Here is a 13,594-nt window from a genome sequence, read left to right as displayed (position 1 = left end):
TAAAAAAATCAACAATTATCATTTCTAATTATTATAAAACCTAATTATGGAATACGATTTAATGCTTTTTGCAGAACAGGTAGATCAATAAAATCAAGCTTTACTCCAATTATAATAAATGTAACAATAATTACTGTAAAGAAAAAGATACTGAAAAAATACATGAACACAAACCAGATAACTGTATTAATGATATTCCCTTTAATTCCTAATTTATTAATCCAAAAACTTTGAGAACGCTCAAACCAAGATTTTTTCTTTGGAAGTTTGGGCTCCACTTCTATTCCGTTGAGTTCATCCACAAGGTTCACGACAACATCAATGTATTTTCCGTACATATAATATACCCAATACTTTAAAATAAACCAGACCAATGACAATATCACCAATAGAGAAACAATAAAAATGGCCAAATTGTACTCCATCTCAAAGTGGAAATCAATCTGAATCAGTGACAGTAAAAAGGCTAACGGAATATAGGATATATAATAAGAAATGTAGATTTGTTTCGATATTAAAAGCTGGGTTTTCAGGTTAAATAAGTCATAGTTGGTATTGATACTCCCTTTTCTGAGCAGTTTATAAAGTTTCAGAAACCTTGAATAATAATAAATAATAATTAAAAGAGTTAAAACAGAAACTAATATTGCTATTATTCTAATATTAGCATTACTTGTCACAGCAGGTAACCCTGTAAAAAGCAAAGGCAATGTGACAACCATGAGCCAAAACTCCGTCTCCATATTTATTCTGAGCATCTGCAACGGTGAATGTATCTCTGTCTGTTTTTCCAGAGAAATTTCGGGGGGAACCTGTTCCGAATCTTTTTTCCAAAGTTCTTTTAAATTCTCTAACTCCATTTTTAAGTGTTTGATTATAAAATATTTCTCTGTTTTTCAATTATCTCCTTCAGCCTCATTTTTGCACGATTGAGCTTCACCCTTGCGTTACCTTCTGTTATTCCTAACTGATTTGCAATCTCTTTACCCGGAAAATCTTCCAAAAAGAAAAAAATAAGAGCTTTATCAATAGAGCTCAATTGATGAATAGCATCATACATCATCTTCATATTCACATCATAAGAATCATTATAATTTTCCTGATGTACATTGAGATTATCAAAACTTTGATTTTGTATAAAACTACGCTTTTTTTCGCTTCTGAGAAATACAATTGCTGTATTGAGGGCTGTTCGGTATAGCCAGGTAGAGAAATCACTTCTCCCTTGGAAATCTCCATATGATTTCCACGCCTGATAAATGATCTCTTGATAGAGATCATTTTGATCGTCCTGATTGTCCATATACATTTTAGAAATCTTGAAAATAACACCTTTATGTTTTTCAATCTTATCTAAAAACTCCTTTTCAAGTGAAGACATAGCTTATACCCTGTGTAGTTAGTAGCAACTTTTACAAATTGTTACATTTTTTCAACAATATAAGTAAGATTTTAACATATTTAAAGTTAAAATCAATAAAATTTAGAAATATTTTTTTTAAAACTTTAATATTATGTTAAGTCCAAACCCAGATATCCGCACAATTCAGGTATTTGTAAATTTTTAAAATATTACACAATTTGTATAATTATAAAAACAATGGACTTATTCAATCTTTATAAAATTTTAAGTTGTGAACAAGATATTTTAAAGTGAAAGATTTCTGATTACGGAAAACCGTAATATTTTGAAAATAATACGAATTATATTTGAAAATATTTCCGTAAAAATACGGAAGGATTTATAATATTAGTATTTTATATTTACGAAAAAAATTTTAACTTAATATATTGCGTCAATTGTGACGATAGCAGCTATTTTTCCTAAACACCACACATAATCGAAAGACTTAAATTAAATATGAACATACAACCAAATAATCAAACTGTTGAGAAGTGTTTAAAACAAAGAACTTATTATATTGACTTTTATCAAAGAGAATATGTCTGGAATAAAGAAACTGTAAACATATTACTTGACGATATTTTTTATTCATTTGATCTTGCTTATGAGGAACATAAAGAAAAAGACTTAACACCTGAAATTATTGCGAAATATAATTGGTATTATCTAAATATTTATATTACTAACACAATCGAGGGAAAAGAATATATTGTAGATGGTCAACAAAGACTTACTACACTTTGTTTGATTGCTACTAAATTATATCACTTGGCATGTGAGAATGAAGATTATTTTGAAAATATATTAGATACACTTAAAGATTGTGTGTTTGGAAAAGACAAATACAAAGGAAATATTTTTTGGATTGATAATGAAAAAAGAGGAAGTGTAATGCAACATATAATTTCTAACCCTAAAGATGATTACACTAAACCATTAAAATTCACTACAGAAGAAAATTTACTTAACCGATATTCAGATATTGATAAATACATTGAAGATAAAAAACTTACCAAAGAAAAACTTCAAGCATTTATTATGTATTTCTTAGAAAGACTTGTTCTCGTAGAACTTAAAATCGAAAAAGATGATACCCCTATGGTCTTTGAAGTAATCAATGACAGAGGTGTCGCATTGAAACCTTTTGAAATTTTAAAAGGAAAATTAGTTGGAGCTTTAGACAAAGACGACACTGACAAATACAGTGAGATTTGGGAAAAATCTTTGAATAAGATAAGAGGAAATGAGGATGCTTTTTTTATTGACTACTTAAAAGGTAAATTTATTTTCAAAAAAAATGCTGAAATAGAAAAAGCTATCAACAATGAATATCACCGATACATTTTTGCTGATAATGAAATTGCAAATAAATTGGGATTCAGAAAAAAAGACGACAACCATTTAAAGAATATTAAATCATTTATTGAAAATAATCTTGTTTATTACACAGACCTTTATTCAAGAATTAAGCAAAATGACTATTTATACTTAAGTTACAACTATGATATAAACGATTTATCTGGTCAATATCAAAATATTTTGGCTGCTTGTGAAGTAAATGACAAACAAGAGCAGAAAAAAATCGAAACAATTTCAAAAGAAATTGATAGACTTTATATGCTCTTGCGTTTAAATGGAATTTATAGTAGTAATGATTTTACTGAAATTCAATATAATCTTAATGCCTTACTTCTAAATATAAATCCATCTGGATTTAGAAATATTTTTGACAATCAAATAATTGAAAAAATTAAGGAAGCAAGAAATGTAACAGAAGTAAGTTCAGTTCTTGAATACGATAAATTTGCAATGAGAGGATACGAAGATATTGATAGACGACCTTTAAGGTACTTCTTTGCTAGAATTGAAAAATTTATTTGTGATTCTACTGATAAAGAAATGGAAAACTCTGTTCATTATATTTCAACAAAAACAGGCCACAAAACAGGTTATCATATTGAACATATTTTATCAAGAAACAAACAAAATCAAGATTATTTTAGAACCGAAGAAGAATTCGAATTAAAAAGAAACAAACTTGGCGGATTACTACTCCTTTACAATATGGATAATATCATTTCAAATAACGAACAATATTACAATGGGAAAAGAAAAACCTATAATAATGGATTAGTTTGGGGGAGAACACTTATAGACACATTCTATCATAAAACAAATTCAAGGTTTGCAAATTTTAATTCTGACTTTAAAAACAAAACTGGATTAGAATTCACTTCTATTGACAACTTTGATAATAACGCATTGGAATATAGAAGTAGGTTGCTTTATGAAATTGTCAAAGAAGTATGGGAAATTAAATAAAAACAACTGCTAACATCGTATTGCCGAAATGGTGGTTTAAGTTTAACCTGAACTACTCTACCTTTTTAGCCACCGCTATTTTTCCATTCCACTAAAAAAAAATTAGATAAATATGGTTCTAACTTAAACTTGATAAAATATGAAACTTAAATTATTAATTTTAATCGTAATATCATTTGTTTTATTTAGTTGTGGGAATAAAGAAAATAAAACCAATCTTAAAGAAGATGTTTCAAGTGAAAAACTACTAACGAATAATACAAAACTTGAAGAACTTAAAATAGAAGCTTCAAGATTAAGAGCAGGAGGTTCAATTAAAACTGTAGAGTTAATTGATGAAAAAGCAACTATTAAATATGTTTCTAATTTTAAAGAATATAAAGAACTAAATCCTCAATCAAGCTTAACAGAGTCAGAATTAAAAGCGTATTGGGAATCTGGAGACGCTATTAAAAAGACATTAATTGATGGTTCAGTTAGAATAATGCGAAAATTACCTTTTGTAAATGAAGTAAATACCATTTTACCGTATGACAAAAAAGTTTATGAAATTTCAATAAGAAAATCAGAACTTGAGAAGTTTATTGGAAAAGATTTCAAATCGATTCTTGAAAATTGGGATAAATCCTTTTCAGAACCATATGTTTATAGCAAAAAGGGCAGACAAGAATTTTTCGAAAAATTCGGACATATAAAATAATAAGAAACAAGATAAGAAAACCTGCCTCACAGCAGGTTTTCTTTATGGCTTATCATTGCGAGGAATGAAGCAATCCATTCAAAATAATATCATAAATCCAGCAGATTGCTTCGTCTTTCATCCTCGCAATGACGCTTTAAAATAAACTTTCATCCACAAAATTCGGAAGAGTAACTTTCAGTTTTGGTTCTACTTCCATTGCTCTTTTAATCGCGAAAATAGCACCTTCATTTCTAGCCCAGCTTCGTCTTGAAATTCCGTTGTTAACATCCCAGAACAACATAGATTTCAACCTTCTGTCAGCATCATCACTTCCGTCTAATAACATTCCGAACCCCCCGTTGATCACTTCTCCCCAGCCTACTCCACCTCCATTATGAATAGAAACCCAGGTCGCACCACGGAAACTGTCACCAATCACATTGTGAATCGCCATATCCGCTGTAAATCTCGAACCGTCATAAATATTGGAAGTCTCTCTGTAAGGCGAATCCGTCCCCGACACATCATGATGGTCTCTACCCAAAACAACAGGTCCTATTTCCCCATTTTTAATGGCTTTGTTGAAAGCCTCAGCGATTTTCATTCTTCCTTCTGCATCGGCATATAAAATTCTAGCCTGTGAACCCACCACCAAATTATTTTCCTGTGCTCCTTTTATCCACTGGATATTATCTTTCATCTGTTGTTGGATTTCTTCAGGAGAGTTTTTCTGAATTTCTTCTAAAACCGCACATGCAATATCGTCTGTTTTCTTCAAATCTTCAGGTTTTCCGCTTGTACAAACCCAACGGAATGGCCCGAAGCCATAATCAAAGCACATTGGTCCCATAATATCCTGAACATAAGAAGGGAATTTGAATTCTCTTCCCAACGTAGGATTTTCAACCATTACATCGGCTCCGGCTCTTGAAGCTTCCAATAAGAATGCATTTCCATAATCGAAGAAATACGTTCCTTTTTCCGTATGTTTATTGATGGCGGCAGCATGTCTTCTCAATGTTTCCTGAACTTTTTCTTTGAATAATTCAGGATTTTCAGCCATCATTGTATTGGATTCTTCAAAACTTTGTCCGACAGGATAATATCCTCCCGCCCAAGGATTGTGAAGCGAAGTCTGGTCTGAACCTATATCTATTTTCAATCCAACTTCATCAAACTTTTCCCAAACTTCCACTACATTTCCAAGATAAGCCAAAGAAACCGTTTCTTTATTTTCCTGAGCTTTTTTTACTCTTTCTACCAATTCATCAAGGTTTTCATGAATTTCATTCACCCATTTCTGGTCGTGACGAATTTTTGTAATCTTAGGATTTACTTCTGCACAGACCGTTACACAACCTGCAATATTTCCTGCTTTTGGCTGAGCACCGCTCATTCCGCCTAAACCTGAAGTCACGAAAAGTCCGCCTTTTGGTTCTTTATTTATTTTCCTGAAAGCATTCAGAACAGTAATGGTTGTTCCGTGAACAATACCTTGCGGACCGATGTACATATAACTTCCCGCGGTCATTTGTCCGTACTGAGTTACACCCAAAGCATTGAATTTTTCCCAATCATCCGGTTTAGAATAATTAGGAATCATCATTCCGTTGGTTACAACAACTCTCGGTGCATCTTTGTGTGAAGGAAATAATCCCATCGGATGCCCGGAATACATCGTTAAAGTTTGTTCGTCTGTCATTTCCGACAGATATTTCATTGTCAATAAATACTGTGCCCAATTCGAAAAAACCGCACCATTTCCTCCGTAAGTAATCAGTTCATGGGGATGTTGCGCCACTGCATAATCCAAATTGTTCTGAATCATTAACATAATAGCTTTTGCCTGTTCAGATTTTCCTGGATACTCAGAAATCGGCCTCGCTTTCATCTCGTAATCAGGACGAAAACGATACATATATATTCTACCGTATTTTTCTAATTCTTCCTTAAATTCAGGCAATAATTCCGCATGAAATTTTGGTTCGAAATAACGCAAAGCATTCTTCAGTGCCAATTTTTTTTCTTCCTCACTTAATATTTCTTTACGCTTTGGAGCGTGATTAATATTTGCTTCGTATGGTTTTGTTTGTGGTAATTGATTGGGTATACCTTGTTGAATCTGTTCTTGAAATGTCATATTTTATTTTAAGTTCAATGTTCTACAATCAAATTCTTTTGATTCTTTAAAGATATTCAAATTGGAAAATACAATGCAACAAATACCGAAAAATTCATGTGATGAGCAGTTCCCCTCCTTTGGAGGGGTGGCGAAAATTCAAAGAATTTTTGACGGGGTGGTTTTAAAATCTATAGTGTTGAATAATAAAATTCTCCAAATCTTTCATTACAATTTGTAGATTATTCTTCATATCAAAATCAGTTATTCTGAAAACCTTCAAACCCAAAGATTCAAGATATCGTTGCCTTTCTTCATCACAAACCTGTTTCGCATCATGACTCCAACCGTCAATCTCTACAACCAGTCCAAGTTTTTTCACATAAAAATCGACAATATAATTTCCAATAATTCTTTGTCGGTCAAAATCCATATTATGAAATGTTTTTGCACGAACCTGCTGCCAAAATAATACTTCACTCAGAATTCCGGCTTTTCGTTTTCCGCTCAACAACTTTTTTAAATGAGGATTATATGGCAAGTTTGCAACAAAATTAATCCGAATAGAAGTTCCATTAATTTCAGTTAAAATTTCATCCATTTGTTGTGCTTTTTGTTTTTTTAACCACCCCGTCTTCTCCCTTCGGTCGAATCCACCCCTCCAAAAGAGGGAAATTAAGCTTCACATAAAATTAAACCTTTATTCTAAAATAAAAAACCTTGCTAAAATTGCAAGGCTTCCTGTTATATTAATAAAAATTACAATTAAACATTATTTATCATCATTATTATCACTCAGGCTCCAATAATTATTTTCTTCATCCTCAGAACCTATTTCTTCCATTGCATCATCATCTTCAATTCCGGGAATATCTAGTCCTTTATCTAATTTATCATTGTCTAAATTTTCATTAAGAATAGGATTTCCATCTCCGTCTAATGAAATATGCTTTTCTTTATTAAAAATATCTTCACCGGAATCGTAATTTATTTGTTCTAATCTTCTTTCCTGCTCTTTAGGATTGTTTTCTGGTACCATGATATGAAATTTAGTTTTTAGTTATAAATTCAAAAAATATTTGTATTAATTTACAACATTTTCCAATATTACCCTCACTTTTTGAGCTGAATAAGTTCACCTTTTCTCTTGACAATATTTTTATAATCCCATTGAATTTTCTCCGATTTTTCAAGAGCTCTTATGATGTCTCCTTCATTAATTTCAGAAATGTCATTATAAAAAACCGAGGCATCCTGAAACTTTTCACCCAAAACATTCAAAAATTCTTCATTAAAAGATTTACCACTCCAAAACATCAGCCGAATTCCTTTCTTTTGTTTACTATATCCCACAATAGGATTTCCCTCCAAAAACCAAACAGGATGCGCATGCCAAATCTTAGATTCAGCCTCAATTAAGTTCTCATCGATAATTTCAGATAATTTGAAGCAGATAGATTTATCTGTATCAGACAGGTTATTGTTATATTTTTGAATCTCAGTACTCATCGTTTCATTTTAATTATTAAAATTAATCATTAATACGAAACCTGTCACTATCTAAATTAATGAAATCACTGATTGGTATTTCCCAACATCGGAACGAATTTATAAGCTCCAAACTCTTCTTTTTCAAATTCTGTAGGGGATATTTTCGTGAATCTGTACAGTACCTGTTCATCCGTCGGACCTAACGGAATAACCATTTTCCCTCCCACTTTTAGCTGTTTAAGCAATTCTGTCGGTAAAACAGATGCTCCGCAAGTCACAATAATTTTGTCGAATGGAGCAAAAGTCGGCAATCCGGCAAAACCATCTCCAAAACTTTGAAATTTCGGAATCACATTAAGTTCCCTTAGTTTTCTTTTAGAAAAATCAAATAAATCTTTCTGTCTTTCCACAGTATATACAAGAGCTTTCATTGCTATCAAAACAGCTGTCTGATAACCACAACCCGTACCAATTTCTAAAACTTTCTCACCAGCTTTTACCTGTAAGAGTTCAGATTGTTCTGCAACGGTTGAAGGATGCGAAATCGTCTGATGCGCCAAAATCGGGAAAGCTCTGTCTTCATAAGCAAAATCTTCGAAAATACTTTCTATAAAAAGGTGTCTCGGCACTTCATTCATTGCTGAAAGTACGTTTTCATCCGAAATCCCGATTCTGTTTCGAAGATAATCAACTAAATTCTTTCTTTTTCCTTTATGTACAAACGAATCCTGCATGCCACAAAAATAAGAATTTGCAGATTATATCTTAAATATTCGGAAAAAGATTTATCCACAAAAAAACTCTCTTCTGATATCCTAAATCTAACTTCTTTATTATCTTTACAAAAATTTAATAAAGCTATGTTAAAAGCAGGTTTGGTAGGTGCCGGACATTTAGGAAAAATACACTTAAAACTTCTAAATCAATCAGATAAGTACGATTTTGTAGGCTTCCATGACAAAGATGTAGAAAACGGAAAAAAGCTAGAGGCTGAATTCGGATATAAATATTTTGAAAATTTTGATGAATTATTAGAGCAAATCGATATGCTGGATATCGTAACTCCTACAATTTATCATTATGATTACGCATTAAAAGCAATTGAAAAAGGGCTTCATTTTTTCATTGAAAAACCTGTAACCCAAACTCTTGAACAGGCTGAAGAAATCCTTCAAAAATGTCAGGAAAAAGGTATTAAAGCACAAGTTGGACACGTTGAAAGATACAATCCGGCATTTATTGCAACTAAAGAATACATCAAAAACCCGATGTTCATCGAAATCCATAGGTTGGCAGAGTTTAATCCTCGTGGAACAGATGTTTCTGTTGTTTTAGATTTAATGATTCATGACCTGGATATTTTATTAAGTATCGCAAAATCTGCTGTTAAAAACATTCACGCAAGTGGTGTTTGTGTAGTAAGTAAAACACCTGATATAGCGAATGCAAGAATTGAATTTGAAAACGGTTGTGTTGCTAATCTTACTACTTCCAGAATTTCGATGAAAGCAATGAGAAAAAGCCGTTTCTTCCAGAAAGACGCCTATATTTCTGTTAATTTCTTAGAGAAAAAAGCAGAAGTTATCAGAATGAAAGATGCTCCTGAAAATCCTACTCCATTTGATATGATTATTGAAAATGCCGAAGGTGAAAAGAACCAAATCTTATTTGAATACCCTAATATTCAGCCCAATAATGCTATTTTAGATGAATTGAATTCTTTTGCTGATTCAATTACAGAAGATAAGCATGTAGAAGTTTCTTTGGCAGATGGAACGGAAGCATTAAAAGTAGCTTTGGAGATTATGAAACTGATTAGCTGAAGAAAATTCAAAAATATAATTTAAACAAACTAAGAAATAATTTAAATTGCAAGTCCCTTTTAGATTGTAAAAGGGACTTATTTATAAACTTACGATTATGAAAAAATTAGGACTTATTTTGATGTTGATATCTGGGTACATTTTTGCTCAAAATTCTGTTTTAGACGAAAAAATAAGTTCAATTATTAAAGATAAACAAGCTACTGTCGGAGTTTCTGTTTTAGGTTTTGAAGATGGTTTTAAATACAATAAAAACGGAGACAAAAAACTTCCGATGCTCAGTGTTTTTAAATTTCATATTGCATGTGCTGTTTTAGATTTTGTAGATAAAGGAAAACTTTCATTAAATCAGAAAATTTTAGTAAAAAAAGAAGATTTACTCGAAAATACCTGGTCTCCCATTCGAGAAAAATACCCTAACGGAAATATTCAACTCACTTTAGATGAAATCATTAATTACACTGTTGCGTGGAGCGACAATAATGGTTGTGATATTTTATTGAGATTAATTGGAGGCACACAAACTGTTCAGAAATTTATGAATAGTAAAAAAGTGAAAGATTTTCAGATTAAAAACAATGAAGAACAAATGCATAAAGGTGCAAAATTTTTGTATGAAAATTATACCACTACCAATTCTTTGAGTTTACTTTATTATAATTTTTACAATAACAAGATTTTATCAAAAAAATCTACTGATTATTTGTACAACATCATGTTGAAAACATCAACAGGAATAAATAAACTAAAGGAACAATTGCCTAAAGAGTCTATTGCTCACAAAACTGGGTCTTCAGGCAAAGTAAAAAATTTAACCATAGCTGAAAACGACTCAGGAATAGTAACTCTTCCAAATGGCAAACATTATTCAATAGTTGTATTTGTAAACAATTCTACTGAAGCTGAAGCTGTAAATTGCAGAATGATATCCGACATTTCAAAGGTTGTCTGGGATTATTTTAATAAATAAAATTTAAATCTTAATTTTAAAGACTGAAATTAAAACCTATCATGAAAAAGATATTATTAACCTTCACTATATTTTGTTTCACCTTTTCATTTGCTCAAAAAGGACAAAATTATTTGGAAATTAGTTATTCAAGCATGTGTTGTGGAACATTATCACCAGACCCGGTAATAAACTATATCAATCAGTTTCAGAAAAAAAATAAAATAAAACCTATTGAGGTTTTAATTCAATCCGGACTTGGAAGAGAGGGGGAATTCAATCTATATATTAGCACTGATAACTTTTCAAAAACTAAAAAATCTGCATTTATAAAAGGGCTTCAAAAAGTGATTCTTACTCAAAATTCAAAAAGAAATCCGAGCAAAGATGGTACTGTAAATTTTGAGGAAACAGCTCCTGTAACCAAACAAGATTTAGCTAATACAAGAAACTTAACTATCTATAAAAAATAATTTAAATTAAATAAGGAAAAATGATCAAAAACATTGTAGTTATCGGAGCGGGAACCATGGGAAATGGTATTGCACACACTTTCGCACAAAGCGGATTTAAAGTAAACTTGGTAGATGTATCTCAAGATGCTTTAGACAGAGGATTGAAAACCATTACTACGAACCTTGACAGAATAATTGCAAAGGGAAACCTTACAGAAGAACAAAAAGCTGAAACATTAGGAAATATTACCACTTTTACAGAGCTTAAAAATGCTGTAGGAAACGCAGATCTAATTGTAGAAGCAGCAACAGAAAATCAGGATTTAAAATTAAAAATCTTTGGTCAGATGGATGAGTTCGCACCTGCAAACTGTATTTTGGCAACCAATACTTCTTCAATTTCTATTACAAAAATTGCAGCTGCTACAAAAAGAGCAGATAAAGTAATCGGAATGCACTTTATGAATCCTGTGCCAATCATGAAATTGGTAGAAATCATCAAAGGCTACTCTACTTCAAAAGAAACTTTTGATGCGATATATGAAATGAGTAAAACTTTAGGAAAAGTTCCTGTAGAAGTAGACGATTATCCTGGTTTTGTGGCAAACAGAATTTTAATGCCAATGATTAACGAATCTATCGAAACTCTTTACAATGGTGTTGCAGGAGTAGAAGAAATTGATACGGTAATGAAATTAGGTATGGCTCATCCAATGGGACCACTTCAATTGGCGGATTTCATTGGTCTTGATGTTTGTTTAGCCATCTTGAACGTAATGTATGACGGATTCAAAAATCCTAAATATGCTCCAAATCCATTATTGGTAAACATGGTAATGGCAGGAAAATTAGGGGTAAAATCAGGAGAAGGTTTCTACGACTACTCTGAAAGTAAAAAAGCTGAAAAAGTTGCAAAAATGTTTTCAAAATAAATCTACAAATTATGAGTTGTGAGTTATAAATTATAATTTTGTAATCAATAACTACAACTTTAATGAGATTTAAAGAAAAATATATTCAAATATCAATGGTCATCATTACTTTAGTGATGACCATTTTACGTTTTTTGCTTAACGAAAAAGGACGAACAAACCCCGATTCTATAAGATACATGAGGTTTGCTCATGGATTACCTGAAATTGATAATACCACAACACCTTTAGGATATCCTGCAGCTATAAAGTTTTTCACTTTTTTTGGATTGGATGAATTCTGGAGCAGTAAGGTTATTGGAATTTTAGCTTTCCTGTTTATTGTTTTCTTCACCTGGAAGAAGAAATTTTATTACAAAGAATCTATTGTTTTAAGTGCTTTATTCAGCTTTCTTTCCATTTATTCTTATACAATGAGTGAGGCTCTTACATTACCTTTCGTTCTGCTCTTATTGTATTCTGCAATGCTTGTCATTAAAGATAAAATCGGAAAATGGGAAGGTATATTGTATCTCTCTTTAAGTCTGATTGCCATTTATAACATCAGGTATAGCGGGTTATTTATTGTTGGCGGAACCGGACTTTTTGGTCTGCTGTTTTGGAAAAGAAAATTTTCATCAAGTTTCATCATTTCAGGGATAGTAGGATTTATTTTTATAGTCTTATATAAATTCATTTTTATTGATTATTTTAATGAAAGCTATGTTGACCAATTTTTAAATATTGGATTACATTCCACTCCCAAATTATTGGTTGAGTTTTTCCAAGGAATGTGCACCTCTTTCAATCCTTTTGTTCATATTGCCAATCCAGCAGGTGGAATTATCAATTATGGAATATACGGAATCGGATTTTTAAATATTCTTTTAATGATTTTCCTTTTTATAAGAAAAAAACTGACAGAAGTAGAATCCTTTTTTATTACAATCGGGGTTTCTGGTATCATTTGTTCTTATTTTGTTCAGTATTTTTATTCTGTAAATGCTATTGACTATCGATTAATTGCTCCATTCAGTTTTCCTATTTGGTTGGTGTATTTCAATAAATTATTCCAAATTTTTGATATAAAAGTATATGCAATAGGATTTTTGAGCTTAATAACAGGCTTGGTTTTCACTTGGTTATCAAAAGGAAATTACCTCGAAAACAGAAAAATCATGACCGAATTTTTACAATCTGAAAACTTAGACAAAGTTCCTTTAAAATTTTATCTGGAAAAAGAAGAAGACCTTGATAAAATACAGATTGCCGAATTGATAAGCACAATAAATCCCCAAGTCAGAATAACTTTTAAGCCCAAAGACAGTTTACAAAAAACAACGCTCACCCAATATAAAGTTTTGCAAAAAATCAAGATTGACAAGAACAAATATCAATAATTTTATTATCTTTGGTTCAAAGTTAAAACATTAGAAA

Annotated in this window: 14 protein-coding genes; 7 read left to right on the top strand and 7 right to left on the bottom strand. The window is 31.3% G+C overall.

What is annotated here, in order from left to right; genetic code table 11:
- Positions 1–44: 44 nt before the first annotated feature.
- Both OH806_RS14725 and OH806_RS14720 read right to left on the bottom strand, forming a co-directional pair.
- Positions 45–860 carry a hypothetical protein gene (locus tag OH806_RS14725; protein ID WP_264744437.1) on the bottom strand — a complete coding sequence of 272 codons (816 nt, stop codon included), beginning with the start codon at positions 858–860 and terminating at the stop codon, positions 45–47.
- 14 nt (positions 861–874) lie between these two features.
- On the bottom strand, positions 875–1,381 hold the full coding sequence (locus OH806_RS14720) for an RNA polymerase sigma factor (RefSeq protein WP_264744436.1): 507 nt from the start codon (positions 1,379–1,381) through the stop codon (positions 875–877).
- A gap of 480 nt (positions 1,382–1,861) precedes the next feature.
- Between OH806_RS14720 and OH806_RS14715 the strand changes: the two genes are divergently transcribed.
- Both OH806_RS14715 and OH806_RS14710 read left to right on the top strand, forming a co-directional pair.
- A complete protein-coding gene (locus tag OH806_RS14715; RefSeq protein ID WP_264744435.1) occupies positions 1,862–3,727 on the top strand; it encodes a DUF262 domain-containing protein in 1,866 nt (621 codons plus the stop codon).
- A gap of 139 nt (positions 3,728–3,866) precedes the next feature.
- Positions 3,867–4,427 carry a hypothetical protein gene (locus OH806_RS14710; protein ID WP_264744434.1) on the top strand — a complete coding sequence of 187 codons (561 nt, stop codon included), beginning with the start codon at positions 3,867–3,869 and terminating at the stop codon, positions 4,425–4,427.
- A 136-nt stretch (positions 4,428–4,563) separates the two neighbouring features.
- Here OH806_RS14710 and OH806_RS14705 read toward each other — a convergent pair whose 3' ends face one another.
- The 5 genes from OH806_RS14705 to OH806_RS14685 form a co-directional block, all read right to left on the bottom strand.
- Entirely contained in the window at positions 4,564–6,549 is a 1,986-nt protein-coding gene (locus tag OH806_RS14705; RefSeq protein ID WP_264744433.1) for a urocanate hydratase, read from the bottom strand.
- Between the two features lie 163 nt (positions 6,550–6,712).
- Positions 6,713–7,129, bottom strand: coding sequence for an endonuclease domain-containing protein (locus tag OH806_RS14700; RefSeq protein WP_264744432.1), 417 nt, complete (start codon positions 7,127–7,129; stop codon positions 6,713–6,715).
- A 171-nt stretch (positions 7,130–7,300) separates the two neighbouring features.
- Positions 7,301–7,567, bottom strand: coding sequence for a hypothetical protein (locus tag OH806_RS14695; RefSeq protein ID WP_264744431.1), 267 nt, complete (start codon positions 7,565–7,567; stop codon positions 7,301–7,303).
- 74 nt (positions 7,568–7,641) lie between these two features.
- Positions 7,642–8,037: a DUF1801 domain-containing protein gene (locus OH806_RS14690; protein WP_264744430.1), complete on the bottom strand. Its 396-nt coding sequence runs from the start codon at positions 8,035–8,037 to the stop codon at positions 7,642–7,644.
- Positions 8,038–8,102: 65 nt separating this feature from the next.
- Positions 8,103–8,753 carry a protein-L-isoaspartate(D-aspartate) O-methyltransferase gene (locus tag OH806_RS14685; protein ID WP_264744429.1) on the bottom strand — a complete coding sequence of 217 codons (651 nt, stop codon included), beginning with the start codon at positions 8,751–8,753 and terminating at the stop codon, positions 8,103–8,105.
- Positions 8,754–8,879: 126 nt separating this feature from the next.
- On the opposite strand from OH806_RS14685, the gene OH806_RS14680 reads away from it, so the two are divergent.
- The 5 genes from OH806_RS14680 (at position 8,880) to OH806_RS14660 (ending at position 13,557) form a co-directional block, all read left to right on the top strand.
- Positions 8,880–9,842, top strand: a complete 963-nt coding sequence (locus OH806_RS14680; RefSeq protein WP_264744428.1) for a Gfo/Idh/MocA family protein — start codon at positions 8,880–8,882, stop codon at positions 9,840–9,842.
- A gap of 97 nt (positions 9,843–9,939) precedes the next feature.
- A complete protein-coding gene (gene bla, locus OH806_RS14675) occupies positions 9,940–10,812 on the top strand; it encodes a class A beta-lactamase, subclass A2 (RefSeq protein WP_264744427.1) in 873 nt (290 codons plus the stop codon).
- A 41-nt stretch (positions 10,813–10,853) separates the two neighbouring features.
- Positions 10,854–11,264, top strand: coding sequence for a hypothetical protein (locus OH806_RS14670; protein WP_264744426.1), 411 nt, complete (start codon positions 10,854–10,856; stop codon positions 11,262–11,264).
- Between the two features lie 23 nt (positions 11,265–11,287).
- A complete protein-coding gene (locus OH806_RS14665; RefSeq protein WP_264744546.1) occupies positions 11,288–12,178 on the top strand; it encodes a 3-hydroxybutyryl-CoA dehydrogenase in 891 nt (296 codons plus the stop codon).
- A 62-nt stretch (positions 12,179–12,240) separates the two neighbouring features.
- On the top strand, positions 12,241–13,557 hold the full coding sequence (locus tag OH806_RS14660; RefSeq protein ID WP_264744425.1) for a hypothetical protein: 1,317 nt from the start codon (positions 12,241–12,243) through the stop codon (positions 13,555–13,557).
- Positions 13,558–13,594: the final 37 nt, after the last annotated feature.

It is taken from the genome of Chryseobacterium oryctis (genome assembly GCF_025971925.1).
Lineage (GTDB): Bacteria > Bacteroidota > Bacteroidia > Flavobacteriales > Weeksellaceae > Chryseobacterium > Chryseobacterium oryctis.
The sequence above is the reverse complement of the archived record's forward strand: the minus strand, read 5'-3'. Positions and strand labels throughout refer to the sequence as shown.

Coding starts and splice junctions, on each gene's coding strand:
- OH806_RS14685 (WP_264744429.1), bottom strand. CDS start 8,753: ATGCAGGATTCGTTTGTACATAAAGGAAAAAGAAAGAATTTAGTTGAT.
- OH806_RS14695 (WP_264744431.1), bottom strand. CDS start 7,567: ATGGTACCAGAAAACAATCCTAAAGAGCAGGAAAGAAGATTAGAACAA.
- OH806_RS14705 (WP_264744433.1), bottom strand. CDS start 6,549: ATGACATTTCAAGAACAGATTCAACAAGGTATACCCAATCAATTACCA.
- OH806_RS14700 (WP_264744432.1), bottom strand. CDS start 7,129: ATGGATGAAATTTTAACTGAAATTAATGGAACTTCTATTCGGATTAAT.
- bla (WP_264744427.1), top strand. CDS start 9,940: ATGAAAAAATTAGGACTTATTTTGATGTTGATATCTGGGTACATTTTT.
- OH806_RS14660 (WP_264744425.1), top strand. CDS start 12,241: ATGAGATTTAAAGAAAAATATATTCAAATATCAATGGTCATCATTACT.
- OH806_RS14680 (WP_264744428.1), top strand. CDS start 8,880: ATGTTAAAAGCAGGTTTGGTAGGTGCCGGACATTTAGGAAAAATACAC.
- OH806_RS14710 (WP_264744434.1), top strand. CDS start 3,867: ATGAAACTTAAATTATTAATTTTAATCGTAATATCATTTGTTTTATTT.
- OH806_RS14715 (WP_264744435.1), top strand. CDS start 1,862: ATGAACATACAACCAAATAATCAAACTGTTGAGAAGTGTTTAAAACAA.
- OH806_RS14720 (WP_264744436.1), bottom strand. CDS start 1,381: ATGTCTTCACTTGAAAAGGAGTTTTTAGATAAGATTGAAAAACATAAA.
- OH806_RS14670 (WP_264744426.1), top strand. CDS start 10,854: ATGAAAAAGATATTATTAACCTTCACTATATTTTGTTTCACCTTTTCA.
- OH806_RS14725 (WP_264744437.1), bottom strand. CDS start 860: ATGGAGTTAGAGAATTTAAAAGAACTTTGGAAAAAAGATTCGGAACAG.
- OH806_RS14690 (WP_264744430.1), bottom strand. CDS start 8,037: ATGAGTACTGAGATTCAAAAATATAACAATAACCTGTCTGATACAGAT.